Origin of the sequence: Aneurinibacillus sp. Ricciae_BoGa-3 (assembly GCF_028421645.1) — a bacterium.
GTDB lineage: Bacteria > Bacillota > Bacilli > Aneurinibacillales > Aneurinibacillaceae > Aneurinibacillus_B.
Map to the genome: position 1 here is coordinate 3,860,851 of NZ_CP116887.1, position 25,115 is coordinate 3,885,965.

The 25,115-nt window shown below is 45.2% G+C and carries 23 protein-coding genes and 2 pseudogenes; 10 read left to right on the forward strand and 15 right to left on the reverse strand.

The features are described from left to right. Positions 1 to 78: 78 nt before the first annotated feature. The 4 genes from PP175_RS19630 to PP175_RS19645 all read right to left on the reverse strand — a co-directional run bounded on the left by PP175_RS19630 (position 79) and on the right by PP175_RS19645 (position 5,105). On the reverse strand, positions 79 to 1,785 hold the full coding sequence (locus tag PP175_RS19630) for a glycerol-3-phosphate dehydrogenase/oxidase (RefSeq protein ID WP_272439926.1): 1,707 nt from the start codon (positions 1,783 to 1,785) through the stop codon (positions 79 to 81). Positions 1,786 to 1,937: 152 nt separating this feature from the next. After that, complete coding sequence (glpK, locus tag PP175_RS19635; RefSeq protein ID WP_272439927.1) at positions 1,938 to 3,428, reverse strand: glycerol kinase GlpK; 1,491 nt, start codon at positions 3,426 to 3,428, stop codon at positions 1,938 to 1,940. A 39-nt stretch (positions 3,429 to 3,467) separates the two neighbouring features. Then, complete coding sequence (locus tag PP175_RS19640; protein WP_272439928.1) at positions 3,468 to 4,292, reverse strand: MIP/aquaporin family protein; 825 nt, start codon at positions 4,290 to 4,292, stop codon at positions 3,468 to 3,470. A gap of 261 nt (positions 4,293 to 4,553) precedes the next feature. Beyond that, positions 4,554 to 5,105, reverse strand: coding sequence for a glycerol-3-phosphate responsive antiterminator (locus tag PP175_RS19645; RefSeq protein WP_272443329.1), 552 nt, complete (start codon positions 5,103 to 5,105; stop codon positions 4,554 to 4,556). Between the two features lie 187 nt (positions 5,106 to 5,292). On the opposite strand from PP175_RS19645, the gene PP175_RS19650 reads away from it, so the two are divergent. Next, on the forward strand, positions 5,293 to 5,733 hold the full coding sequence (locus PP175_RS19650) for a hypothetical protein (RefSeq protein WP_272439929.1): 441 nt from the start codon (positions 5,293 to 5,295) through the stop codon (positions 5,731 to 5,733). A gap of 288 nt (positions 5,734 to 6,021) precedes the next feature. Continuing rightward, positions 6,022 to 7,194, forward strand: a pseudogene (locus PP175_RS19655) (transposase); the annotation flags it as partial. Between the two features lie 415 nt (positions 7,195 to 7,609). Here PP175_RS19655 and PP175_RS19660 read toward each other — a convergent pair. Next, positions 7,610 to 8,836 (reverse strand): ISL3 family transposase, encoded by a 1,227-nt coding sequence (locus tag PP175_RS19660; RefSeq protein ID WP_272439165.1) that lies wholly within the window; start codon positions 8,834 to 8,836, stop codon positions 7,610 to 7,612. A 64-nt stretch (positions 8,837 to 8,900) separates the two neighbouring features. Between PP175_RS19660 and PP175_RS19665 the strand changes: the two are divergent. Continuing rightward, positions 8,901 to 9,107: pseudogene (locus PP175_RS19665) on the forward strand (transposase); the annotation flags it as partial. A gap of 103 nt (positions 9,108 to 9,210) precedes the next feature. Here the strand turns inward: PP175_RS19665 and PP175_RS19670 are convergent. From PP175_RS19670 to pdhA, 6 genes are all read right to left on the reverse strand, one after another. After that, positions 9,211 to 9,537: a hypothetical protein gene (locus tag PP175_RS19670; RefSeq protein ID WP_272439930.1), complete on the reverse strand. Its 327-nt coding sequence runs from the start codon at positions 9,535 to 9,537 to the stop codon at positions 9,211 to 9,213. A gap of 196 nt (positions 9,538 to 9,733) precedes the next feature. Then, a complete protein-coding gene (locus PP175_RS19675) occupies positions 9,734 to 10,558 on the reverse strand; it encodes an ImmA/IrrE family metallo-endopeptidase (RefSeq protein ID WP_272439931.1) in 825 nt (274 codons plus the stop codon). A gap of 372 nt (positions 10,559 to 10,930) precedes the next feature. Beyond that, entirely contained in the window at positions 10,931 to 12,337 is a 1,407-nt protein-coding gene (gene lpdA, locus PP175_RS19680) for a dihydrolipoyl dehydrogenase (protein ID WP_272439932.1), read from the reverse strand. Between the two features lie 4 nt (positions 12,338 to 12,341). Then, complete coding sequence (locus PP175_RS19685; RefSeq protein ID WP_272439933.1) at positions 12,342 to 13,661, reverse strand: dihydrolipoamide acetyltransferase family protein; 1,320 nt, start codon at positions 13,659 to 13,661, stop codon at positions 12,342 to 12,344. Between the two features lie 21 nt (positions 13,662 to 13,682). Next, positions 13,683 to 14,663 carry an alpha-ketoacid dehydrogenase subunit beta gene (locus tag PP175_RS19690; protein ID WP_272439934.1) on the reverse strand — a complete coding sequence of 327 codons (981 nt, stop codon included), beginning with the start codon at positions 14,661 to 14,663 and terminating at the stop codon, positions 13,683 to 13,685. A 2-nt stretch (positions 14,664 to 14,665) separates the two neighbouring features. Continuing rightward, positions 14,666 to 15,709: a pyruvate dehydrogenase (acetyl-transferring) E1 component subunit alpha gene (pdhA, locus tag PP175_RS19695; RefSeq protein WP_272439935.1), complete on the reverse strand. Its 1,044-nt coding sequence runs from the start codon at positions 15,707 to 15,709 to the stop codon at positions 14,666 to 14,668. Positions 15,710 to 15,907: 198 nt separating this feature from the next. Between pdhA and PP175_RS19700 the strand changes: the two genes are divergently transcribed. From PP175_RS19700 to PP175_RS19715, 4 genes are all read left to right on the forward strand, one after another. After that, a complete protein-coding gene (locus tag PP175_RS19700) occupies positions 15,908 to 16,627 on the forward strand; it encodes an alpha/beta hydrolase (RefSeq protein ID WP_272439936.1) in 720 nt (239 codons plus the stop codon). 190 nt (positions 16,628 to 16,817) lie between these two features. Then, on the forward strand, positions 16,818 to 17,078 hold the full coding sequence (locus tag PP175_RS19705) for a hypothetical protein (protein ID WP_272439937.1): 261 nt from the start codon (positions 16,818 to 16,820) through the stop codon (positions 17,076 to 17,078). Then, on the forward strand, positions 17,056 to 17,730 hold the full coding sequence (locus PP175_RS19710; RefSeq protein WP_272439938.1) for a response regulator transcription factor: 675 nt from the start codon (positions 17,056 to 17,058) through the stop codon (positions 17,728 to 17,730). The genes PP175_RS19705 and PP175_RS19710 overlap by 23 nt, the downstream gene beginning before the upstream one ends. Then, a complete protein-coding gene (locus tag PP175_RS19715) occupies positions 17,727 to 19,133 on the forward strand; it encodes a sensor histidine kinase (RefSeq protein WP_272439939.1) in 1,407 nt (468 codons plus the stop codon). Before PP175_RS19710 ends, PP175_RS19715 begins: the two co-directional genes overlap by 4 nt. 35 nt (positions 19,134 to 19,168) lie before the next feature. On the opposite strand, the gene lepB is transcribed toward PP175_RS19715, so the two are convergent. Next, on the reverse strand, positions 19,169 to 19,684 hold the full coding sequence (lepB, locus tag PP175_RS19720) for a signal peptidase I (protein WP_272439940.1): 516 nt from the start codon (positions 19,682 to 19,684) through the stop codon (positions 19,169 to 19,171). A 127-nt stretch (positions 19,685 to 19,811) separates the two neighbouring features. Here lepB and PP175_RS19725 point away from each other — a divergent pair, with 127 nt between their 5' ends. Beyond that, positions 19,812 to 20,843 carry a YkvI family membrane protein gene (locus PP175_RS19725; RefSeq protein ID WP_272439941.1) on the forward strand — a complete coding sequence of 344 codons (1,032 nt, stop codon included), beginning with the start codon at positions 19,812 to 19,814 and terminating at the stop codon, positions 20,841 to 20,843. Positions 20,844 to 20,930: 87 nt separating this feature from the next. On the opposite strand, the gene nagB is transcribed toward PP175_RS19725, so the two are convergent. After that, positions 20,931 to 21,695, reverse strand: a complete 765-nt coding sequence (gene nagB, locus PP175_RS19730; protein WP_272439942.1) for a glucosamine-6-phosphate deaminase — start codon at positions 21,693 to 21,695, stop codon at positions 20,931 to 20,933. Beyond that, positions 21,667 to 22,884: an N-acetylglucosamine-6-phosphate deacetylase gene (nagA, locus tag PP175_RS19735; protein WP_272439943.1), complete on the reverse strand. Its 1,218-nt coding sequence runs from the start codon at positions 22,882 to 22,884 to the stop codon at positions 21,667 to 21,669. The genes nagB and nagA overlap by 29 nt, the downstream gene beginning before the upstream one ends. A gap of 248 nt (positions 22,885 to 23,132) precedes the next feature. On the opposite strand from nagA, the gene PP175_RS19740 reads away from it, so the two are divergent. After that, the gene (locus tag PP175_RS19740) at positions 23,133 to 23,900 is read left to right on the forward strand and encodes a sulfite exporter TauE/SafE family protein (RefSeq protein ID WP_272439944.1); all 768 of its coding nucleotides are present in this window, start codon (positions 23,133 to 23,135) and stop codon (positions 23,898 to 23,900) included. A 99-nt stretch (positions 23,901 to 23,999) separates the two neighbouring features. Here PP175_RS19740 and PP175_RS19745 read toward each other — a convergent pair whose 3' ends face one another. Beyond that, positions 24,000 to 24,263, reverse strand: coding sequence for a YqhV family protein (locus PP175_RS19745; protein WP_272439945.1), 264 nt, complete (start codon positions 24,261 to 24,263; stop codon positions 24,000 to 24,002). A gap of 117 nt (positions 24,264 to 24,380) precedes the next feature. On the opposite strand from PP175_RS19745, the gene PP175_RS19750 reads away from it, so the two are divergent. Beyond that, entirely contained in the window at positions 24,381 to 25,100 is a 720-nt protein-coding gene (locus PP175_RS19750; RefSeq protein ID WP_272439946.1) for a 2-phosphosulfolactate phosphatase, read from the forward strand. Positions 25,101 to 25,115: the final 15 nt, after the last annotated feature.

A 25,115-nucleotide genomic window follows, 5' to 3' on the forward strand; every position in this document is an offset into this window, starting at 1 on the left:
TATTTAAAATGATTTATCCACACTCTGACGAGGAAGGAACCGTGCCTCGCTTGTTCATTTACAACAACTACGCACATTTCAGATTGCATTTTTATTATGAAATCCTTTTTCGTTACTTCGTGAACGATCGTCAATCGGGACAACGGCGTCATGCAATTGAACCTCTAATTCCTGCACATATTTCTCCTTCTCTTCCTTGCTCCACTTTAGCCGTTCCGCCATAAATTCAATGACCGTCGTCTTCCACTTGTACACCATGTCGATATCGAAGAAAAGATATCCGGTCCGTCGAATAAAGAAGTCAACCGGCTTATAGACCATTTCTTGTTCAAGCCCATACACAAGCGATGCATAAAGGTCAAGAGGCAAGCCAGTTGCTGCTGCATCTTGGTTGTAGCCAGCAGACTTGTCAAACAAGTGGTTCACATTGGATCCATACGTACGGGCTAACCGTCCCGCCTGTTGTGGTGTAAAGCCCTTCTTGATTCCTTCCTGTGCCATCTTTTCAATATAACTTGCGAAATGAGCCGATCCCCCTACATCTCCGCCTGAAATCGGCAGGTGTTTCGTTTTGCAAGCCGGGGACGTTGTTGATAATTCCTTGCCTAGCAAACTAGCGACAAGATCAACGATGGTTTCAGCCATTTTACGATAGCCTGTCAGTTTCCCCCCAGCAATCGTAATAAGTCCGGATTCGGATTGCCAGATTTCATCCTTACGTGAAATTTCCGAGGGGTCTTTTCCTTCTTCAAGAATCAGCGGCCGTACACCGGCCCAGCTGGACTCTATGTCTTTCTCCGTAATGTTTACTTTAGGGAACATATAATTAATTGCATCAATAATATAGGTTCGGTCAGCCACTGTCATTTTAGGACTTACAGGATCTTCGCCGTAGAATGTATCCGTTGTGCCTACATAGGCCTTTCCGTTACGTGGAATCGCAAAAACCATTCGGCCATCCGGCGTATCAAAATAAACGGCCTGCTTGAGCGGGAAACGTTTCTGGTCAATGACAAGATGAACGCCTTTCGTCAGCTGAAGTGACTTGCCCTTTTTTGAATGATCTTTCTCACGCAGCGTATCCACCCATGGCCCTGCTGCATTGACAATTTTCTTAGCAAAAAGCTCATATGTTTTTCCGCTAATCTGATCGTGCACGCGGACACCGATAACTTTGCCATCGCGATAGATAAACGCTTCTACTTTGGCATAATTTACGGCTTTTGCTCCTCTTTTTACAGCTTCCTTGATCACTTCAATGGTTAAACGGGCATCATCCGTCCGATATTCTACATAATATCCGCCACCCAGTAGTCCTTCCCGTTTGAGAAGCGGCTCTTTATCTATTGCCTGCTGGTTATTCAACATTTTTCGGCGCTCACCGCGTTTTACGTTTGCCAGAAAATCATACAGTCTTAAACCGATAGATGTGCTAAACTTTCCGAATGTCCCTCCTTTATGCATAGGGAGCAGCATCCATTCTGGCGTGGTAACATGCGGTCCATTTTCATACACGATCGCCCGCTCTTTTCCTACTTCCGCTACCATTTTCACTTCAAACTGTTTTAAATAGCGAAGCCCTCCATGTACCAGTTTAGTTGAACGGCTAGAGGTGCCAGCCGCAAAATCCTGCATTTCAACAAGCGCTGTTTTTATTCCGCGTGTCGTTGCATCGAGCGCAATCCCGCAACCTGTAATTCCTCCCCCTATAACAAGCAAGTCGAAGGACTGCTCACTCATGTCCTCGAGCTGTTGTGACCGATTCAAACCTGAAAATGCTGTCATTATGGACGCCTCCTGGGTATATGAATTCGAAACCAAATAAAAAGAGACCGCCCCTAAACAATACAGCTGTATGAAAAGCTGTAATGAAGGTTCGGTCTCTCCTAAACTCCTACCGTATTATTAACTTAACTTTAGCATATCACAATTCTGTATTATTTAAAAGCCATAGCTGCCTTCACAGCTTTTTTCCATCTATCGTAAAGTTCATTGCGCCCATCTTCTGACATGGACCCTTCAAAACAGTGTTCGATATTCCATTGTTGCGAGATTTGTTCCTGGCTCTCCCAATAACCTACCGCTAATCCTGCAAGATACGCTGCACCCAGTGCCGTGGTCTCATTAATAACCGGGCGTTCTACCGGCACACCCAAAATGTCACTCTGGAATTCCATCAGGAAATTATTTTTTACGGCACCACCGTCAACGCGCAGCGTTTTCAAAGAAATACCCGAATCGGCTTCCATGGCCGTTAAAACATCCTTGCTTTGATAGGCAAGCGACTCTAGGGTCGCACGAATAAAATGTTCTTTCGTTGTCCCGCGCGTGACGCCAAACACAGCTCCGCGAACCTCACTGTCCCAGTAAGGAGTGCCAAGTCCTACGAAAGCCGGCACAACGTATACCCCATCTGTTGAGGCGACGCGAACGGCATATTCTTCACTGTCTTTGGCTTCCTTAAACATCCGCAGCCCGTCTCTGAGCCACTGGACGGCGGAACCTGCGACAAAAATGCTTCCTTCTAACGCATATTCTACTTTTCCGTTTAATCCCCAGGCAATGGTCGTTAAAAGCCCATGATTGGAAGAAACCGCTTTGGTTCCCGTATTCATTAACATAAAGCAGCCTGTGCCATATGTGTTTTTGGCCATCCCTTCCGTATAGCACGCTTGCCCAAACAATGCTGCCTGCTGGTCCCCGGCAGCGCCGGCGATCGGCACCTCTTTGCCAAAAAAGTGGTAGTCAACGGTATGGCCATAAACTTCAGATGAAGGCCGGACTTCTGGCAGCATCGATTTAGGAATCGTTAAAATCTCGAGCAGCTCGTCGTCCCATTTCAAGTCATGAATGTTATACATCAAGGTGCGGGATGCGTTGGAGTAGTCGGTTACATGCACTTTGCCGCCGGATAGCTTCCATATTAACCATGTATCGATGGTCCCGAATAACAATTCACCCTTCTCAGCCTTTTCTCTGGCCCCCTCCACGTGATCGAGAATCCATTTAACCTTTGTGCCTGAGAAATAAGCATCAATTAACAGCCCGGTTTTCTCCCGGAATCGCTCATTCAACCCCCTGCTTTTCAGATCTTCACAGATGTCATTTGTCTGGCGGGACTGCCAGACGATTGCGTTATAAACAGGCTGGCCTGTTGTCCTGTCCCATACAACCGTTGTTTCCCGTTGATTGGTAATGCCAATGCCTGCGATTTGATCAGGGCTTATATTTGACTCAGATAGACTTGTGGCAATCACCGCAAGAATAGAGCCCCATATTTCATTTGGATTGTGTTCTACCCAGCCCGGTTTCGGAAAATACTGCTTAAACTCCTGCTGCGCCGTATGAACAATTTCACCCTTTTTATTAAAAATAATGGCGCGGGAACTCGTTGTTCCCTGATCGAGTGATAAAATATAGTTCTCCATTTAACAGTCCTCCAATAGCTTTATATTTTTTTAAAAGGTTTAGGCCGCATATTCACTTTTTGTTTTGGCGGTCTCCGGCTTTTTCCCGGATATCATCGAGATGGCCAGCACAACGATCATGGCCAGCAGTACATACCAGAAGCTGGGTGTTACTTTTCCTTGAAACACAGCCTTATAAAATAAACCGCCAAATGAACCGCCTAGCAATGGGCCCACAACCGGGATCCAGGCATATTTCCAATTAGATGATCCCTTTCCATGGATAGGCAGGATAAAGTGGGCAATTCGTGGCCCTAAGTCGCGAGCAGGGTTAATCGCATAACCCGTCGTGCCGCCAAGCGATAGGCCAATGCTCACGATGAGAAATCCAACTATGAACGGGTTGAGCCCTTCTGCAAACTTATTCGCGCCAATCGCGAGTATTCCTAATACCAGGATGAAGGTTCCGATGATTTCACTTAATAGATTGGCAAAGGAATATTCAATAGCTGGTCCGGTAGAAAATACGCCAAGCTTCGCGGCCGGATCCTCCGTCTCTTTCCAATGCGGCAAATAATGAAGATACACGACAGTGGCTCCCAGTATCGCACCAATCATTTGAGCCGCGATATAGGAAGGAACCTGGCTCCAGGGGAAATCCCCTTTAAATGCGAGAGCTAAAGTTAAGGCAGGGTTTAAGTGGGCACCACTTATTCTTCCAACTGCGTAGGCTGCAACCGCTACAGCTAAACCCCACCCCATCGTAACTACCATCCAGCCTGAATTCTGTGCAAGAGACTTCTTCAACGTAACACCCGCACACACACCGCCACCTAGAATAATGAGAATCATCGTTCCAATAAGTTCTCCCACAAATGGTGACATCCCTTGTTCCTCCTTTTGATTGATGTTTTGTAACCGCTTTAATCTTTAGCGTTTTGAAGACAATACGGTCCCCAGTTAAGCAATAAAAAACGCTTTAGAACCTTAACGTGGCATACTTTCTTTTTGAGTACAAAAAAAGAAAATTCACATCTATCCCCAATCGAGGAATTACAGATGTGAATCTCCTTTTCTCCGTCACATTTATTAACTTGTCTTTATCATACTTGAATGAATTGAAAGCGTCAACATTTAATTTTAAAGTTAGTAATTTTCCCATAATGCGCGATTTGAGGTAGTGATCGCGACAGCTCCGGCTTCGAGTGCACGTTCTACATCGCTTACGGTTCTTATCAACCCTCCTGCGAAAATCGGGATGTTCGTTCTCTCATATACTTCTTTTATAATGAACGGCATGGCTCCTGGCAGCACTTCTATGTAATCGGGACGGGTTTTTTCTAAGAGTGCATAGCTTTTCTCGAGGGCATTCGTATCCAGTAGAAAAATTCGTTGTATGGCCAGTACCCCTTTTTGTTTCGCTTTTAAAATGACATTTGCCCGGGTTGAAATGATTCCAAACGGTTGAATCTCCTGGCACAAATATTCCGTCGCATATTCATCGTTTTTCAGGCCCTGGACTAAATCCGCGTGCAGGAGCATCTTTTTCCCATTTGATCTAGCCATATTATAGAGCGATTTTAGCTGGGCAATGTGGGTATCAAGAAAGACACCATATTCAAAGGAACTGTCGATAATTTTTTCAAAATCCTTAATGGTTTTAGCTGCCGGCAAAATTTTTTGACCAAAAAAACTCATCATGACTCTCCTCTATTTACATCGGCCTACGATGCCTGTTTTTATCGGAAGTATATCATCCTACACTATGCCGTCACAAGCGGATGCAAATCTATCTATAACCGAATATATATTTATCCCCATTCATAATCATTTTAAAATTAGTGGAGATTATTGCATATAAGCAGGGAGAGGGAGATTTGTAACCATGAAGTCACTAATATGGAATTCAATCATTTCTTTCATCCATGCAATTTTTTCGTTGACTGTATTCCTTGTTTTATTTGTTATTGAATTTGTATTTACCACCCTTTTTATCGGTGATTCAAACCCTGTCCCAACCACTGGTGAATATGTATTTTTAATGATATTAACTATTCTAAAGTGTGTAGTAACTGTTTTATTTCTGCTACTACAAAAAGAAACATCTTTCTATAAAGTGCTTGTTTCGTTAGGAGTAGGAATAGTTACTGCCTTATGGCTGATCCTGCTGATTGCTGGTTTACATTCTCACGTTTATGAGGTTCGCAATGCTCCGAAACTATTGTTGGTTTGTGATTTTATAGCTACCAGCTTATGTATTGTAGTGGCTTGTCTTTTGACCCTAATTAAGTTGGTGAAGTGGAGAAAGATATTTTTGGGCAAGTGAACTCCTGTTCTGTTTCATAGCGTTATCATCTCATTCATCTCCGAAGAAAAACTTTATAATTCTTCTATTGAATATTCTCAAATTCATTATATTTATACCTTTTTTGATTTTTATTCTTCAAATGGAAGAAAAGTAGTTAAATATCCAATAACTTAGACGTATGAATCAATTTCACAATTCACAACCCTTGAACCGTAAGGTTCAACGAGCATAGAAAAAAGGAGTACCTCCTCAAATCTCGAATAGAGTAGTTGTCCAGACAACTCAATGAGAAAGGTTGGTCTCCTCATGTATTCAATTCGTCAAGGCTGTTTGTTTTCCCTGCAAGATTTATTAGATTTAGAACCTACCCATCGTTTTGAAGCAATTTTTGAAGGCATTAATATTATGCCGCTACTCAAAATTGTATCCAAGAAGGTAAGAGAGGGTGCTCCACAATCGCTTAATTATGCATCCATGATCTATTCACTGTTTGCCCGTATTTTAGAAGGCATTCCAACGATTAAACTTCTTGTTCGTCGATTGAAAAAAGACATGCTGTTCTTTTTAGACTGCGGTTTTGCTCTTTCGGATCGAGTTCCGTCTGAAGCTTCTTTTTCACGTTTGGTCCAAAAAATGAAAACATCCAATGTGTTGAATGAAATGAACCATGAACTTCTTTTACATGCAATTAAAGAAGGCTTCATAGATGGTGAACATATTGCAATCGATGCTACCCACATTGAAGCGAGAGACCAGGCTCCAGAAAAGCAAGAAAGTAAGGTGGAAGGACCTGTCAAAGAACCGAAAAAACGCGGTCGCAAGAAAAGAGAAGACGTGGAATCATGGAAAAAAGAACAAGAGGAAATTCAAAACGCACTTCCTCTTTTTGAACACAAAATTGACAAACAATTAAACCATACCTTCGGTGAACTTCAGAAAGAGATGCCCTGTTCTCCTGGTTGGGGAATTAAGAAAAATTTTGAGAACAAACATGTTTACTGGTATGGATATAAGCTTCACCTGGCTGTTGAAACCAAAAGCCAATACATTCTGGTTAACTTGCTTTGTTCAGGTAACATGAATGATGCTAAAGCCGCCATTCCCTTGCTGAAAGGACTAGCTGAGCGATTTCCTCTCCTAAACATCACGAGAGTGATGGCGGATGCTGGCTATGATTACAAACCAATTTATGAACAAATTTATCGCATGAAGGCGGATAGTATTATTGCGTATAATAAACGCAATGAAGCACCACCTATCGGTGTTGACAAGCATTTTGCCCCTACGTGTGTACGGGAACATTCCTATCGGTATGACAGCTATGATAAGAAATACGAGACGCTGAAATATTCCAGACCGAACGAATGTATAGATTGTCCGCTTGCGCATGATACGCTATGTCAAAAAATTATTAAAATCAAAAAGACAACGGATTTACGACGTTATCCTGCTCCATCACGAGGTAGTAAAGCATGGAAAAAGCGGCTCTTCGCTAATTACCATGATTTAGAGATAATTTAAAAGATTAATAGGACAGGGAACTGTTATTGGTTAAACTCACGAAATCCGCTTGAATCCACCCGGTATATGTTTTTCTTATCCTGTTCATACTTGGAGTAGGACAGGGACTGTTATTGGTTGGACGAGCGAATGATGCTTGTTTTCATACCGGTAATTGTCCTTTTTTCGGCTCTTCGCTAATTACCATGATTTAGAGATAATTTAAAAGATTAATAGGACAGGGAACTGTTATTGGTTAAACTCACGAAATCCGCTTGAATCCACCCGGTATATGTTTTTCTTATCCTGTTCATACTTGGAGTAGGACAGGGACTGTTATTGGTTGGACGAGCGAATGATGCTTGTTTTCATACCGGTAATTGTCCTTTTTTCTTTACTTGGCTATTTCTAACTTTCCAGCGATTAGGTAAATCATCGTCATAAGATTTTGTATCGTTCGATAGCCTCGTGCTTTACGTTTTGCTGCTTGAACAAGGCTATTGATGCCTTCCAAGAGACCATTGGTTATTTTCGACTGAAACCATTGTAAAATGCCTTGTTTGTGATGCTTAATGGTTTTCGCTACTTGAACCATCGGTTCAAGCCGGGAGCGAACAGCCCAGTTGTACCATTCTTGCAAATAAAGATCGGCTAGTAAGGCGGGCCTTGTCCAGAAATCTTGAAAAGCCAGCTTTAGATGATACGCTTTCGTCGTTTTCAGATTCATTTCTTTTAAGCGAATGAGCTGCTCTTTCTGTTTTACATTGAGATTCTTTTCATTTTTAAGCCAAACATACCGGCTTCTTTTTAGTTCCGGTATTTCTCTTTGTTCCTGTCGACGCACCTCATCGACCGCTTCATTAATCAGCTTCAAAATATGAAACTTATCAAAGGTATGATTTGCATTAGGAAAGTGGGTTTTCACTCCTTGAATAAAAGCGGGAGATAGATCACTGCAGAATTCTTCTATTTGTTCTGCTGCTCCATTTTTCGTCTCTAATTCAGCTTTAAATCGCTTCAGTGTAGAAGCGTCTTTTCCTTCTGTAGCAAAGATGACTTTTCGCTGTTGTATGTCAACAACTAAACTCACATATTGATGTCCTCTTTTAGAGGATGTTTCATCAATGGCCACTTTCGTTACCTTTGACAAATCTTGCTTTTCGAGTTCCTTATCGACATAGAAGCGAAGAGTACGCCATAAACGGGTGTCATGTTCGCGCATAATACGAGCAGCCGCATTCACCGGCATTTCTTTTACAAGTTCTAATACCCGAAACTCGAAGAGTTCCGTAAAGCCGCTGCCTGGGCGAGACCAAGAAACAGAAGCAGCTTTCACTTTATCGCATTGCTCGCAACGTACACGCGGAAGAGGAGCATGCAGAAAAGAGGTATACTGCCAGAAATCCAAGTGTCGCCAGACACGTTCCTTTACCACGATGTCATAGAAGGGCTGGTTCTTTGTACCACAAGTGGCACAGGGAAAGTTGCCCTTACGATCAAAATCTAAATAAATATCCAAACGACCATTGTTCAAATCAAATTCCTTGCGGATGACATACCAAGGATATTCAAGTTGTAAAGCTGCTTGATACATTTCTAAGTCTTGTTCATTAGTTTTCATTGAGCTATTCCCCTTGTAAAAAGTATGATAGCTCTATCATTAACATATATGTTTCACGCTAGACAGCGAGGAAGCGAAAAAGCTTTATAAAGAACGCACTTCTGTTGAACGAGTAAATGCCTATTTAAAAGAATATTTCCAGCTAAATAACCTACGATACCGCTCAGAAGAGCTTGGAAGAGTTCAAGTAGATTTAACATGCTTACTATTCAACGCTTGTAAAATTGCTGTTGACCGTATTAACACTAGATTAAATTGCAAAGCAGCGTAACACATTACGACCTACGGTCGTTTTAAAATAAAAATATTGAAATTCTGAGAGTCTTAGCATCCGAGCAAAAGTAACTATGAAATTGATTCGATAGTAACAATAATCAACGATAAAGAGAAGGGTAATTGTTTCGCACCCAAGGATGCTTAACTGTGTAAGTGTTAAAAATACTAACCTGGTGGTTAAAGTTAGCAAGATTATTCAAACGATTTCGATGTTTTACTTGCTCATAATATTGCTCTGCTTGGCTCATAGTAAAATTACCCAAGTTAGCTCCAAGGATAAGAAGTTGGGCAAAGTTCATTACTACCTTTTGATCATCCGATTCGTACCTTATTATCTCCCGTGCGCCTGCGTCATTGCTCATAATTGCATCAATTCCCATGCCAACAGAATAGGCGTAACAATCAAGTTCACCCGGATCAAGCATGCCTCGTAGCTCGCGTTTTTTCTCATTAATCTCTTCTTAATTCAGGAGAAAGCTTGTCCCATATTCCTTTTGTTTGTTTAACACAGTTGACTTTATTGTATAGATGGAAAACCTGGGAATGAAATTTATCAGTATCAGAGATGACAACAGCTGTACTCATACTTTAATCCCATCTCCAATCTGAAGGCTCTTGGTCTTACGGGGATGTAGTATTCTCTTCTACAGGCCAATACTCCTTTAACGAGATGCCTAATAAATCCTCGAGATGCTTTACTTTTTTGTAGGTCATTCTGCTATTGCGGATGTTAGCTATAATCTCTTCTACAAGAATAGAAGGAATTCTTGAATACTCTAATCCTAAAGCAAGTGTAGCAATATTAAAACCGGCTTGTGTTGTTAAAGACAAAAGCTCATCTGGATTCTCTTTGGACCTTAACTTCCCGAGTTCATGCCGTTGCTCATCTGATATTACGTTTGCTTTATTCAACATCCTAACCGTTTGACGGTAACTAACATTAAAGTGGTGTTGGATCCGTATAACATCGGTTACTGATATTATTTTATAATCATAGATGCCTAAAGTCTCAAGCGATTTGTAGATAGCCGGTTCGGGCATTAAGAAATAATCTGCAAACTTGAAGGCGAACTCTTCAATTTGATCCAAACGCTGCTTTCGCTCTTCTTCCGGAAGTTCTTTTAGTATTTGAATTTTGTTCAAATCGCGAACAACGTGGCAATACTCATGAGCGTTCGTATAATATTGTCGGCCTAATGAGTGATCGGCATTGACAAAAATCGCTTTTTGATCGCCAAATACACGAACAAAACCAGAACTTCCCAAATTCTTAATCTGAAAAACAAAAACCCCATCCCTCTCGATGTGTTGAATCACCTCGATAGGCTCGATGGGGCTAATGCCCAATCTTTCTCTTGTTTCATTTGCAAATGCCATAGTCTCTAAGCGTATAGAGGATTTAACAGGGTCACTTAATTCTACTTTTCCTTCGGGGCGTTCAAACATATTTATGATGCCCCCCATTTTCGGCGTGCTTACGGTATAACTCCCTTTGAGCCATTAGTTCCCTAAAGATATTGTCGGATAAATCCAAAAAATATTCATTATCACCAAAAATACACAAAATAACACATCCGTGTGTAGATATTACACAAAAAGTTCATTTTCCTGCGATATCTAAAGCCTTTGCCATTAGGGATGACGTAAATTATTTTGTGTAAGGTCTTTTAGACAAAGAAAAGATTGAGCCTCACTGATCCACCTGCCGAAGAAATTTGAACACCTGTCGAAGGGTGGCGGTGCTCACGACCGGGCATTAAAAAAGCAGAACGATGAAATTCATCGTTCTGCTTTCTTTTGTACATCCATTACAACCAATTATAAAGAGTGGATACCCTGTCCAAGCGCATTTTCTGCTGCTTCCATGACCACTTCACCAAGTGTTGGGTGAGCGTGGATGGTGAGCGCGATGTCTTCGAGGGTTGAACCCATTTCAATCGCAAGGCCTGCTTCAGCTATCAGATCAGAAGCACCGGCACCAACGATTTGCACACCGAGAACACGTCCATCTTCTTCATCCGCAACCACTTTAACGAAACCATCCGGTTCGTTTAAGCTGAGCGCACGGCCGTTGGCTCCAAAGGAGAAACGGCCGGTTTTCACCTTCAAGCCCTGGGCTTTCGCTGTCGTTTCATCCAGGCCAACAGAGGCGATTTCCGGATCAGAGAACACAACAGCAGGGATTGCCAGATAATCTACCTCACTAGGCTGGCCAGCAATCGCTTCAGCTGCCACTTTGCCTTCGTAAGAAGCTTTGTGCGCAAGAGCTAGGCCTGGCACAATATCCCCAATCGCATAAACGTTTGGAATGTTTGTCTGCCCCTGCTTGTCCACTTCAATAAAGCCGCGTTCATTCAACTTCATGCCGATAGACTCTAGGCCCAGGTTGTCCGTATTTGGACGGCGTCCAACTGTTACGAGACAGTAATCCGCTTCAAACGTTTCTTCCTGTCCTTTAACGGAAGCTGTAACGGTTACCCCGTTGGCTGTAACTTCGCTCTTCGAAGCCATGGCTTCTGTTTTGATTTCAACGCCAAGACCTTTCAGCTTCTTCTTCACAGCTGCTGTCAGATTCTTCTCAAAACCAGGCAGAATGCTGTCAGACCCTTCAAGAATCGTAACCTTGGAACCAAATTTAGCAAAAGTCGTACCAAGCTCAATTCCGATATAGCCGCCGCCTACTACGAGCAGTTTCTCTGGAATATGGTCAAGGGTAAGGGCTTCCGTTGAAGAAAGAATCCGCTCACTGTATGGAAGTGATGGAATTTCAATCGGACGTGAGCCTGTTGCGATAATGCAGTGGTTAAAGTGGTATCGATTTACTTCGTACCCCTTAAAGACCCGCACTTCGTTTTCATTAACGAACAAGGCTTCGCCTTCAATTACCTCTACCTTGTTGCCTTTGAGAAGAGATGCAACCCCGCCGGTCAGTTTATTAACGACGGACTGCTTCCATTCCTGTACTTTTTTCATATCAACGGTAACGCCTTCCACATTAACCCCGATATCGCTGCCGTGCAGCGCGTGCTCATACCGATGAGCCGCACTGATCAGAGACTTAGAAGGAATACATCCACGGTTTAAGCACACGCCGCCGACTTCAGCTTTATCAACAATTGCAACTTTTTTTCCGAGCTGGGCAGCGCGAATTGCCGCCACATACCCGCCAGGACCTGCACCAATGACGAGGACATCAATTTCTGTTGTAAATTCACCAACTACCATGATCTTACACCTCCATTACGAGCATTTCCGGATTTTGCAGCAGCCCTTTAATGTAGTTCATGTACAGCTGTGCCATTTCACCGTCGATTAAACGATGGTCAAAGCTTAAGGAAAGAGCAAGCATTTGGCCTACTGCAATTTCTCCCTCTTCATTTACCACAGGTTTCTTTGCAATACGCCCTACACCTAGAATTGCCACTTCCGGATAGTTAATAACCGGTGTGAAGAACATACCGCCGGCAGAACCGATGTTCGTGATGGAGAACGTGCTGCCTTTAAGCTCGTCCGCACTTGCTTTGCGGTCGCGCGCTTTACCGGCAAGTTCAGAAATTTCGCTGGCAATTTTCCAGATTGGCTTGCGGTCTGCATCTTTAATGACCGGCACCATCAGGCCTTCATCGGTCGCAGTAGCGATTCCAATGTTATAGTATTTCTTCAATACGATTTCATTTTTCTCATCGTCGATGCTTGCGTTCATTTCAGGGAACTCACGCAGGCCGGCTAAAGCAGCCTTCACGATGAAAGGCAGGTATGTTAATTTTACGCCTTTTTTCTCGGCTACAGGCTTGAAGCGCTGGCGCATTTCTACAAGCTTCGTTACATCTACCTCGTCCATTACGGTAACGTGAGGAGCGGTATACATGGACTTCACCATTGCAGAAGCGATCGCTTTGCGAATGCCACGGAGCGGCACGCGCTCTTCGAGTCCGCCAGCCGCAACCGCTGCTGCAGGAGCCTGAACAGCTGCCTGCTGTGCTTCCGGAGCTGCTGTAGCCGCAGCCGGTGCAGCCGCTGCAGGTGCTCCGCCTGTAGCAAATTGCTCAAGGTCTTCTTTCGTAATGCGTCCGTTCCTGCCAGTACCGTTCACCGAACGAATGTTGATGCCCATTTCACGAGCCAGTTTACGAACAGCAGGTGTAGCAAAAACCTTTTTGTTCTCATCTACAGGCTGCTGTGGTGCGGCTTGAGGCTGCGCTGCTGGTTGTGCAGGGGCAGCCTGTGCTGCAGGAGCTTCAGCTTGCGCCTGAGGTGCCGGGGCTACTTGCGGTTCTTCCCCATGAGATGGCTGTGCGGGTACTTCGCCTTCTACTTCAAACTCAACGAGTACATCCCCTACTACTGCAACGGTCCCTTCCTCTACTTTAATAGAAAGAACTTTACCGTTAACAGGAGACGGGATTTCTACAACTGCTTTATCATTCTGCACTTCAAGGATAATCTGGTCCTCTTCAACCGTATCCCCAGCGCTGATATGCCATTTTACAATTTCCCCTTCATGGATACCTTCACCGATATCCGGGAGCTTAAACTGAAATGCTGCCATGACTGTTGTCCCTCCTCTATATTAAAAATCAAGTACTTTGTTTAAGGTTTCAATGACGCGTGCGGGATTCGGGAGCCATACATCTTCAGCAGCCGCAAAAGGGAACACCGTGTCAGGTGATGTTACGCGAAGAACCGGCGCTTCCAGGGACAGGATAGCCCGTTCATTAATCTGCGCAATAACTTCAGCTGCTACGCCTGCCTGCTTCTGCGCTTCCTGCACAACGATGGCACGGTTCGTTTTCTCTACAGAAGTAATAATTGTTTCATAGTCGATTGGGTTGACCGTGCGTAAGTCAATGACTTCTACCGTGATGCCGCGGTCTTTTTCAATTTGTTCTGCTGCTTTTAGTGAAGTCTGGACCATCGCACCATACGTAATAATCGTTACGTCTTCGCCTTCTTTCACAACGTTGGCTTTGCCAAGCGGAATCGTGTATTCGCCTTCCGGAACCTCCTGACGGAATGAACGATACAGTTTCATATGCTCAAGGAAAATAACCGGATCATTATCGCGGATGGCGGAGAGCAAGAGCCCTTTTGCATCGTATGGATTAGAAGGGATAACTACTTTTACCCCTGGTGTTTGCAGGAATAAACCTTCGAGGCTGTCGGCATGAAGCTCAGGTGTTTTTACGCCGCCGCCAAATGGTGCACGGACCGTAATAGGCGCATTATAGCGACCGCCTGAACGGTAGCGCAGACGCGCTGCCTGGGAAGCAATCGCATCCATCGTTTCAAACACGAAGCCAAAGAATTGAATTTCAGGCACCGGACGGAAGCCCGCAAGGCTTAAGCCTACTGCCATACCGCCAATTGCGGATTCTGCAAGCGGTGTATCAAATATGCGGTTTTCACCGAATTCGTTTTGAAGCCCTTCAGTCGCGCGGAATACGCCTCCGTTTACGCCAACGTCTTCACCAAAAACGAGTACTTTCTCGTCGCGCTTCATTTCTGTACGCAAAGCATCTGTAATGGCCTGGATCATTGTCATTTGTGCCATTGTTATTTCATCTCCTTCTGCGTGTACTCATTGTACTGCTCTTGCAGCGCCGGAGTTTTTTCTTCGTACATAATATCAATCAGGTCTGTAACCTTTTGTTTCGGTGCTGCATCTGCCAGTTTAATGGCTTCAGCAATTTCAGCTTTCGCCTGTTCGATTACTTTATCTTCTTCCTCTTTGGACCAGAGGTTTTTGCTTTCCAGGTAAGAACGGAAGCGGATGAGCGGATCTTTTTGCTCCCACTCTGTCATTTCTTCCTGCTGGCGATAGCGCGTCGGATCGTCCCCGGCCATCGTGTGGGGGCCGTAGCGGAAAGTGAGGGCTTCAATAAGGGTAGGGCCTTCACCTGCCAGCGCGCGTTCTCTAGCTTCTTTTACTGTGTTGTAAACGGATAGTACATCCATTCCGTCAATGCGCACGCCTTTGATACCTACTGCCTGCGCTTTGGCTGCGATCGACTCAGCCGCTGTTTGTTTAGAGAACGGAGTAGAGATCGCATACTGGTTATTCTGCACGAAGAAGATAGCAGGAACTTTATATACGCCTGCAAAGTTCAATCCTTCGTAGAAATCACCCTGGGATGTACCGCCGTCACCTATGTATGTGATAGCGACTCTTTTTTCATTATTTAGCTTGAAGCCCATTGCAACACCCATTGCCTGGGTAATTTGCGCCGCGATAATGATCTGTGGCATGAGCACGTTTACATCTTCTGGAATTTGCCCGCCTTGATAGTGACCTTTAGAATAGAGAAAAGCTTTGTGGAGCGGGAAACCATGCCAGACCATTTGCGGAATATCGCGATAGCTTGGAAGAATAAAGTCTTCTTTGCCCAGCGCACTCTGGCTTCCACACATGGTAGCTTCCTGACCGGCTACCGGCGCGTAAAATCCTAGGCGTCCCTGGCGGTTTAAACTAATTGCACGCTGGTCCCATACCCGGGTATAAACCATTTTTCTCATCAGTTCCTGGAGCTTCTCATCAGAGACTTCGGGCATACTTTTATTGCCAACAACCTTGCCTTCAGGAGAAAGAATCTGTAACATCGTGACAACTCCTTTTTTGTTAGAATATACGTGAAAGGGATATTTTCCCTACTGTAATAGTACAATCCGCAACTAGTACACCGCTTGTTGCAGAACAAGTACAGTTCTACTAATCTTTACCCGCGAAGAGTATAGCACTCCATCATTATCATGTCCATTTTTTTTACGCTTACATATTAAAAGGAGGAAATTTCTCAAATGGATTCCAACATTCGCAAACGTACCATCGTACGGAGAGAAATAGATAGCCAGCACCTTAACGAAACTCGCTCCTACAAGGTATACCTGCCCCCCGGTTATAACCCGGAACAGGGTTATCCCGTGCTCTATACGCAGGATGGCGAGCAGTTTTTGAACTTCGGACGCATTGCGACAATTGCCAACGAGAGAATTCTAAATGGCGAACTGTTTCCTTTTATAATTACAGCTGTTACAGTATCCCACGATAACCGAACCCAAGAATACGGTACAGGACAACCCCGCAATGAAATGTATAAGAACTTCTTTATACACGAACTTGTACCAGCTGTTGAACGGGAATACTCAACAGGTGAAAGAACGCTAGCTGGCGATTCGCTTGGAGGGACCGTAAGCCTGGATCTTGCGATAAACAGGCCTGATTTGTTTCAGAAAGTGCTTTCTCTTTCTGGCGCCTTCTATGGACCGACTATGAAAAATGTACGCCTGCATAATAGGCTGGACTACCTGCATATCTATATGCTGGTCGGCACCAGGGAAACTGCCGTAGAGTTTGGCGCGCGAACATCTGACTTTCTTTCCATAAACCGCGACATGAAACAGCTACTCGAAGAAAAAGGCGCCAACGTGGTGTACACCGAGCAGGATGGCGGGCATGACTGGGGCTTCTGGCAGAGCCAGCTGCCGGAAGCTCTGAACCATTTCTATGGCGTTAAGTAAGAGGATTCACCTTTTTGTCAGCGAATCCCCGATGTTTAACAAACCGCATTCCAATGCACCCTATTTATGAGAAATTGATGATTCTTACATGAGAAACAAGTTAAGCCTATTCATTCTTACTTAAGTACATTTTTAGAATCTCAGGCTAAAATAAAAAAACATGCATTTTTATTTCAACTGAGAGGGAAACATGATGAAACAATCGTTTATTGCGAAGCGCTCCACCAGCTTTCTTATCGCTATAACCGTTATCTCCATTCTGATTTTTTCGGGAATCTTTATTATAATGTTAAGTATCTTGAATGCGCTGCCCCCCGACTTCCATGAAGAATGGCTGACCCGGGCAGCTGTAGCGGTCTTAATCATCAGCACTGTTAGTACGCTGTTTTATTACAGGGTAAGAAAACGTAAGTCGAGGAGAAGACGCGATGAAAAAGGTTCTAGTAATTGAAGACGAGAAAAACTTAGCCCGTTTTATCGAGCTTGAGCTCCAGCATGAGGGCTTCCATGTTACCATCTGCCATGATGGAAGAGAAGGTGTTGAGGCTGCGCTTAATGGCGAATGGGATATCATCCTGCTTGATTTAATGCTGCCAGGCCTCAACGGAATGGAGATCTGCCGCAGAGTGCGGGCTGTAAAAGATACCCCTATTATTATGCTCACTGCGCGGACAAGCGTGTTGGATAGAGTGTCAGGGCTTGATAGCGGAGCAGATGACTATATTCCCAAGCCCTTTGCAATCGAAGAACTTCTTGCACGGATGCGGTCGCTGTTCCGCCGGGTTGAAGCCAAAGAGGAAGAGTCTCCAATACTTACCTACGGCCATATCGAGGTAAATACGGAATCCCAGGTTGTGTTAAAAAACGGCGTGAATGTGACATTAACCCGCCGCGAATATGAGCTTCTCGTATCGCTCATGCGAAATATCAACCGGGTGATGACACGGGATATGCTGCTGGATCAGGTATGGGGGTATGACAGCGCCGTTGAGACGAATGTGGTTGATGTATATATTCGTTATCTCCGCAACAAACTTGATAACCCAGGTGAGGAAAGTTTCATTCAGACGGTGCGTGGGATGGGTTACGTGATCCGAAAATGACGAGGCTGTATCAGCGTTTTCTAAAGCTGCCTATCAAATGGAAGCTTGCCATTTGGTCCACCATCCTGCTCACGGTTTTATTCTTTCTCTATAATTCCCTTCAATATATTGTGATTGACCGGTGGATTTATGGGCAGGCCGAGGCACGCATGGAGGAGTCCGTGAGCGAAATCACCGGATATTTTGCGGATAAGCAAGACACCCTTACACTATTCGATGTCATGCAGAGCCGGAGTTTTTTGCGCGACGTAAATGATAAGGGCCAATTTATCCGGATTATAGACAGGGAAAACCACCCGATTGTTGAGGTGTCTAATAGGCTTCCACTTACCACGGTGAGACCCCAGTATTCCGAGGTGCGCAAGCTGATGAACATTAAACGCAGCGATGACACACATATTCTGCTCATCCGTGTTCCGCTAAAAAGCGATTATTTCACGGGAACGATAGAAATCGCACGCAATCAGGAAGATACCGATCAGATGGTAACAACCATCCTGCTTATCATTCTCGCCGCTAGTTTAAGCGCAGTTATCCTGAATGGATTAGGGGGCTACTTCCTTTCCAGGCAGCTGCTTATGCCTATCCAATCTATTACCGATACCATGCAGCGGATTCATGAAGAAGATTTAAGTATGCGTGTCGATTTCTATGATAACGGCGACGAGTTATCCCGCCTGAGTAAAATATTTAATGAGATGATGAACCGTTTGGAAACTTCATTCTACCAGCAAAAGCAATTCGTAGAAGACGCTTCTCATGAATTGCGTACTCCCGTAGCCATCATTGAAGGCCATTTATCCCTCTTGCAGCGCTGGGGCAAAGGAGATCCACAGGTACTCGATGAATCACTTCAGGCTTCCCTGCAGGAAATTCGCCGCCTATCTTCCCTTGTGGAGGAACTGCTGTATCTGAGCCGGGCCGAATCGCTGCCGGACAGCATGGAAGTCCGGCAGTACGATCCAACCTCAGTCATGGAGCACATCGCACAAGAGCTCAGGACGCTGCACAGTGAATTTACCATTGAAACGGATCTATCTCCGTTGGAGAGAATAGAAATCACCCTTTCCGCTGACCATTTAACGCAGATCCTGATTATCCTGCTGGATAATGCCATTAAATATTCAGGGGACAGCCGATCAATAATCCTCCGAAGCGAAGCGAAAGATGGCTTCCTGATTCTAGAAATCATAGACTTCGGCTTAGGGATCCCGGAAGAGGAAGTTCCGCTCATCTTTGACCGCTTCTATCGAATTAACAAAGAAAGAAGCCGGGAAAAAGGCGGGAACGGCCTTGGACTATCCATTGCCAAACGGCTGGTTGAACGCGCTGGCGGCACGATTAAAATCGCCAGCAAGGAAAATGAAGGAACTACTGTCACCCTCTCCATCCCGATAAAATAAGACGCCTATCCGATTGCCGGGAAGGCGTCTTATTTTTACTTCATGATTTTAATATCAGTGAGCGGATAGAATTTCAAAAAAGCTTTGCCGCAGATTTTATCTTTGCTTACAAATGGCGTTGGCCATAAATGCGAATCATAGCTTTGATTTCGGTTATCCCCAAGGAAGAAGAACTTTCCGGCTGGAACGGTTATTGGGCCATAATCATAGTTCATCGGTTCACGAATATAGGGTTCATCTACTTTCTTTCCATTCCGATAAAGCGAATGATTCTTTATTTGAATGGTGTCTCCGCCCTTTCCAATCAGACGTTTGATAAAACGTTCATTTGCCTGGTCCTTCAAAGGGGGGTAAAACACAACGATGTCTCCATCTTTTAAGTTATCCGGTTTTATTAATTTATTAACGGCAAGCCGGTCATTTACATGGATGGTTGGAACCATGGATTCCGACGGGACGACAACTGCTTCGCCCACATAGGTTCGGATGGCAGTGCTTAATATGAATGCCAGGAGCAGAACAGGCACCCAATCCTTTAAAAACTTTTTCATTCCCTTTATCCTCCTGTTTTCCTGATCTTTTTATATTTTAAATGAAGTTTATGAGAAAGTAACGAAAAGATTTATATTTGTCCATTCCATCTAATAAGAATATAGAGAAGCGAAAGGCAGGAAGAGGGTGAGGAAAGCGAACAAGTGGATTCGGATGATACAAATTGGCTTTACGTATATCGGAACAGTTGTGGGAGCGGGATTTGCCAGCGGGCAGGAGATTTTCCACTTTATCACCCGCTATGGGGATAAGAGCCTGTTCATTATCCCGCTATGCATGCTGCTGCTTATCGTATCAGGTGATAAGGTTATGTCTCTTTCCCGCCAGATCCAGGCTTATTCCTATCATGAATTCAATTACTATCTGTTTGGAAAAAAGATAGGGCGCTGGGTTAACGGCATGACATTTTTTATGTTGGTCTGTATCACAGGTGTGATGCTGGCAGGGGTCGGCGCCTTATTCCAGCAGTTCTTTGGCGGGGCTTATCAGCTTAGCATCCTGGCAGCTTTAGTGTTTGTGTATCTTGTGACGGCCAGGGGCATGGAAGCGTTAGTCACCGTTAACATGATCGTTGTCCCTGTTATGATTTTTTTTAATATACTTATCGGGCTCAAAACATTTCTTCACGCTGGACCTGTTACTTATACTGCGCTGAACCATACAGCAGGTTGGGCTGTTTCGCCGTTTCTATATGCGTCATTTAACATCACGCTAGCTTTCGCCGTCCTTGTTCCTCTGGGACGTGAAGCGGATGATCGAAGCGTAATACGAGGAGGCGCTGTGATTGCTGGAATCGGTTTAGGACTGCTCCTATTCTTAAGTAATTACACGCTAAGCTTGCACCTCAATGAGATCACAGGCAAAGAAATCCCCATGTCCATTATCGTAAAAAAATTTGGATTTATTCTATATGCACTATTTAACCTGGTAATTCTGGGAGAGATACTGACAACCCTTATTGGGAATGTTTTCGGATTAACACGGCAAATGACAAGTATGCTTCCGAGTATAAAGGAAAAAACCGTAATATTCATCCTTCTTGTGCTCTGCTGCGCCATCAGTCAATTCGGGTTTTCAAATCTCGTCCACCGTTTATACCCGGTGTTCGGCCTTATCAGTGTAATCAGTTTCTTTATGTTATTTATCAAAAAAACATGACAAAAACATCGCGGGCCATGCCGCCCTCTCCTTTCCCCTCACAGAAGTTGTTACGGCCGCTTTGTGGAACGACGGCGGACATGCGCCTCACGATGTTTTTCTTGGGTGTTCGACACATCCCTTTTGCTTTGCAAGGATTAACGCGGCTTCATCGGCTATCACGGTGACATTCGCGTGTTTTTTTAGGATGGATGACGGATTTTGTTCACTGACTTCATCACAAAACAAAGCATAAACAGCCTCTGCTTTGTTGGTGCCCGACGCGAGCAACAGGATGTGCCTGCTTTCCATGATCGACGCGATCCCCATTGTGATGGCTTTATGCGGTACATCCTGAAGAGACGGAAAGTAGCGACCATTCGCCGCGCGGGTTGTCTCCGTCAGCTCGACGATGTGCGTCCTCGCCTGAAAAGAAGTTCCCGGTTCATTGAATCCAATGTGTCCGTTTGCCCCAATTCCCAAAAGTTGAATATCGACGCCATTAAGGCTGTTTAAAAGATCGTCGTAGCGCCGGCACTCAGCCAAAAGATCCGGGCTCATACCATTCGGGATATGTGTCGCATCTCTGGGGATATCGATGTGCGAAAATAAGTTTCTCTGCATGTAAAAATGATAACTCTGCGAGTCGCTTTCTTTTAATCCAACGTATTCATCAAGATTCACTGTTGAAACCTGGGCATATGATGTGGCATTCTCCCTGTGGTCGGCAACCATGCATGCATATATGCCAAGGGGCGTTCCCCCCGTAGCAAGCCCAAGGGTGCTCGAAGGATTTTGCCTGACCTGGCTGATCAGTATGGAAGCAGCCTGTCTACTCATTTCGTCATAGTTCTGTACCTGATTCAGTTTCATAACGGGTCTCCTTGTAAGCAATTCTCCCTCTGCACAATGTCAACACCACACCGTTGTCTTCATTAAGCACGACAATGTCCGCGTCCTTTCCCTCCGCGAGGCTCCCTTTCCGGTCAAAAACACCAATCTGGCGTGCAGGGTTAGTAGAGGTCATCTGAACGATCTCCTCCAATGAACAGCCGGTATACGCGATGGTGTTTCGGACAGCATCCCTCATTTGCAGTACGCTTCCTGCCAGCGTACCGTCTGCCAGGGTCGCCCGGCCATTGCCGACGCGAACCTCCTGCCCGCCTAGTTCATATGTCCCACTGCCAAGGCATTTGGCCCGCATTGCATCGGTTATGATTATGAGGCCTTCAGAACCCTTATTTTTATAGGTGAGAGAAACCATATCAGGGTGGACATGAATTCCGTCTGCAATCAGCTCAGCTTTAACTGCCTTATAAAGCAGTACAGCGCCCGCAACTCCAGGATCCCGGTGATGCAGACCTCGCATCCCGTTATACAAGTGGGTTGCATGGGTTATGCCTGCTTCAATCCCTTTTACCGTCTCGGCATACGTTGCATCCGAGTGGCCAATAGAAGCGACCACGCCCTGTTTAGCAAGATGCCTCGTAAAGTCCAGGCCGCCTTGCCGTTCCGGTGCAAGCGTTACAAGTTTGATGTTGCCGCCGGAAATGCTTTGCCACCGGTCAAACGTACCAATATCCATTTCGCGAATGAGATGGACAGGTTGTGCGCCTGCTCTTTTCGGCGAAATAAACGGCCCTTCCAGATGCACGCCAAGCACTTCCGCACCTGCCCCGGCAGGGTTCGCCATATAGCCCGCAACCGCTCCCAGCGCTTTCTCAATCGCATCTTCTGTCTGGGTCATGGTAGTAGCCAGGAAGCCGGTTGTTCCCTCGGCCGGCAATTGGGCTGCAATCGTCTTCAGCGCTTCTCGGCTGGCATCCATTACATCCGCCCCGGCCGCACCATGAATATGGAGATCGATCATACCTGGGACGACTTTGTATGCCGCAGGAAATGAAAGAACCAGAGCCCCACTCTGCTGTTCAGGAATGCCCCGCCCAATCGAACCGATTTTTCCATCCTCTATTAGAATATAACCTGCTTCCTCGATACCTTTCTCGCTGTACACTGCGGCGCCTCGGATAATAATGGGCGCGACTTTTTCGGCTTTATCCATGTTTTCACTCCTTAATCTGTAACAGTTCCCCGCCGAAGAACGGTTTATCTACCCTTTCCACTGCTCAACCGATTGTACACCACAAAAATTGATCTAGTTGTCTATACCAGTGTTGTCTCTAGCAGTATAGATATAGTTGTTGACTCGCAACCAGGCCTGCGCTTAGAAACCAGTTCACAATTTACTATTGTTACCAAAGCCACTATACTGGAGTTATGCCGATCGGGCAGTTTTAGGAGGTTATATTCGTGGAACATATTAGTATGCACATGCTTTTTTTTCTTCTGGGGGCTGGCTTTATCGCTTCCTTTATTGACTCTGTTGTGGGCGGTGGCGGGCTTATTTCCACCCCTGCCCTCTTGATTACAGGCCTGCCCTCATCTGTGGTTCTTGGAACCAACAAGCTGGCAAGCACTATGTCCTCCTTAACGAGCACGCTATCTTTTATGCGCTCAGGGAAGATTACCTTTCGTCTTGTCCTGAAATTATTTCCTCTTTCTTTAATCGGTTCGGCCCTGGGCGCCTACACGGTAAAACAGATCCCCCCTGAATTTCTAAAACCGCTGGTGATTATTCTGCTGGTTATTGTAACCATCTATACACTAACAAAGAAAGATTGGGGAAAGCAGTCCACCTATAAAGGCTTGACCACCAAAGTGGCGTATTTGACCGCTCTGGCAGCCCTCACACTGGGGTTTTATGACGGATTTTTTGGGCCGGGCACCGGGTCTTTTCTTTTGTTTGCTTTTCTCATGATTGGCTTCGATTTTGTCAGCGCAGCAGGCAACGCAAAGGTGCTGAATTTCGGAAGCAACATTGCGGGGCTGGCTACTTTTATGGCCTTAGGGTGCGTGAACTACACCTATGGCATTCTAATGGGGCTGGCTATGGTGCTCGGTGCGCTCGTAGGCTCCCGGGTCGCCATTCAAAAAGGAAGCACCTATGTACGCCCACTTTTTATCTTCGTTACGGCCCTCTTGATTGGCAAACAGCTATGGGATATTTTCTTTAAGTGATTCATGGTTAGACTTAATGATTGCAGCCGGCGGGGAATTCCTATCTCTCCCTGCAGCCGGCTGTCTATCTCCTTGTCCCTTTCTTCTACATAACAAATTCTATTTTTTCACTCCGATAAAGATGCAGGCGATTCCCGCAAATATCCACACTATTTTCGAAAGGCTTATTTTATCGGCCATTCCGATTAGCCCGATGGTTGTGGTCGTCAGCAGCACCAGCGGCCCAACCAGCGCAAGCGCCGAGTTCACTACCAGCGCTTTCTCCACACTATTTAATCGCAGAATGATGAGTGCGGCAATAATTTCGAGCGAACCCGAAAAGATCCGAAGTGTTGCCATACCTAGAACGGCTTTTTGCAGCACCTGTCTCCCCCCCTTTTACCACATCCTATGCATGGACGAACCGTTATAGTCTTATTCACGGCTGTTTGTGAATCTGCATACAATAAAGGCATAAGCCCAGGGAAAGAAGGATAGAACATGCGCATTGAAGTCGTCCCTACCGTCGAGGAAATCCGGCATGAGCAGTTGCATAACCGAACAGCAATCGTCATTGATGTACTCCGTGCATCCAGCACAATTGTAACGGCTCTATCCACCGGTTTTGCCTCCGTGATACCGGTTGAAACAGTCGGCCAGGCTTATGCATTGCGGGCAAAGGATATTGTGTTAGCCGGAGAGAGGCATTGCAAATCCTTAAATGAGTTTGATTACAACAACTCGCCCACTGCTATCGCCGCCGCTTCTTCTCCAGAAGGAAAGCAGCTTGTTTTGACAACAACAAACGGTACAAGGGCCATTCAAAAAGCGGCGCGGGCGAGTTGCGTATTGATCGGCTGTTTCCTAAATGCTACAGCCTGCATTCAGGAGGCACTGCGCCGAAAGCATGATATTGTCCTGTACTGCGCGGGAACCCGTCAGGAGTTTGCGCTTGAGGACGGACTTGCGGCCGGCTGCATGGTCCACAAAGCCCGCGAACTAAATACGGAAGTTCAGGTGTGCGATCTCGGCTCCGCACTGGAAGCGGGGTATCTCAACCTTGCCCCCGAATTTCCAGATTGCCTGTTCCATACCATCACAGGCAGGCGCCTGGTACAGCACCATCATACACCCGATATTTTGTACTGCAGCCAGCTCGATCTTGAAAAGATTGTGCCAATTGTGAAGGAAAAAAGAATACTCCCCTGCAATCTCTCATAAATAGTGATGAGAAGC

Excerpts from the sequence above, each read along its gene's own strand:
- nagA (WP_272439943.1), bottom strand. The coding sequence starts at position 22,884 with ATGGATAAAGCCGAAAAAGTCGCGCCCATTATTATCCGAGGCGCCGCA.
- pdhA (WP_272439935.1), bottom strand. The coding sequence starts at position 15,709 with ATGTTACAGATTCTTTCTCCTGAAGGCAAGGTTGTTGGCAATAAAAGT.
- PP175_RS19650 (WP_272439929.1), top strand. The coding sequence starts at position 5,293 with ATGAAGTCACTAATATGGAATTCAATCATTTCTTTCATCCATGCAATT.
- PP175_RS19705 (WP_272439937.1), top strand. The coding sequence starts at position 16,818 with ATGATGAAACAATCGTTTATTGCGAAGCGCTCCACCAGCTTTCTTATC.
- PP175_RS19690 (WP_272439934.1), bottom strand. The coding sequence starts at position 14,663 with ATGGCACAAATGACAATGATCCAGGCCATTACAGATGCTTTGCGTACA.
- PP175_RS19660 (WP_272439165.1), bottom strand. The coding sequence starts at position 8,836 with ATGAAAACTAATGAACAAGACTTAGAAATGTATCAAGCAGCTTTACAA.
- glpK (WP_272439927.1), bottom strand. The coding sequence starts at position 3,428 with ATGGAGAACTATATTTTATCACTCGATCAGGGAACAACGAGTTCCCGC.
- PP175_RS19715 (WP_272439939.1), top strand. The coding sequence starts at position 17,727 with ATGACGAGGCTGTATCAGCGTTTTCTAAAGCTGCCTATCAAATGGAAG.
- PP175_RS19685 (WP_272439933.1), bottom strand. The coding sequence starts at position 13,661 with ATGGCAGCATTTCAGTTTAAGCTCCCGGATATCGGTGAAGGTATCCAT.
- PP175_RS19675 (WP_272439931.1), bottom strand. The coding sequence starts at position 10,558 with ATGTTTGAACGCCCCGAAGGAAAAGTAGAATTAAGTGACCCTGTTAAA.
- PP175_RS19670 (WP_272439930.1), bottom strand. The coding sequence starts at position 9,537 with ATGCTTGATCCGGGTGAACTTGATTGTTACGCCTATTCTGTTGGCATG.
- PP175_RS19630 (WP_272439926.1), bottom strand. The coding sequence starts at position 1,785 with ATGACAGCATTTTCAGGTTTGAATCGGTCACAACAGCTCGAGGACATG.
- lepB (WP_272439940.1), bottom strand. The coding sequence starts at position 19,684 with ATGAAAAAGTTTTTAAAGGATTGGGTGCCTGTTCTGCTCCTGGCATTC.
- PP175_RS19750 (WP_272439946.1), top strand. The coding sequence starts at position 24,381 with ATGCGCATTGAAGTCGTCCCTACCGTCGAGGAAATCCGGCATGAGCAG.
- lpdA (WP_272439932.1), bottom strand. The coding sequence starts at position 12,337 with ATGGTAGTTGGTGAATTTACAACAGAAATTGATGTCCTCGTCATTGGT.
- PP175_RS19645 (WP_272443329.1), bottom strand. The coding sequence starts at position 5,105 with ATGAGTTTTTTTGGTCAAAAAATTTTGCCGGCAGCTAAAACCATTAAG.
- PP175_RS19700 (WP_272439936.1), top strand. The coding sequence starts at position 15,908 with ATGGATTCCAACATTCGCAAACGTACCATCGTACGGAGAGAAATAGAT.
- nagB (WP_272439942.1), bottom strand. The coding sequence starts at position 21,695 with ATGAAACTGAATCAGGTACAGAACTATGACGAAATGAGTAGACAGGCT.
- PP175_RS19640 (WP_272439928.1), bottom strand. The coding sequence starts at position 4,292 with ATGTCACCATTTGTGGGAGAACTTATTGGAACGATGATTCTCATTATT.
- PP175_RS19710 (WP_272439938.1), top strand. The coding sequence starts at position 17,056 with ATGAAAAAGGTTCTAGTAATTGAAGACGAGAAAAACTTAGCCCGTTTT.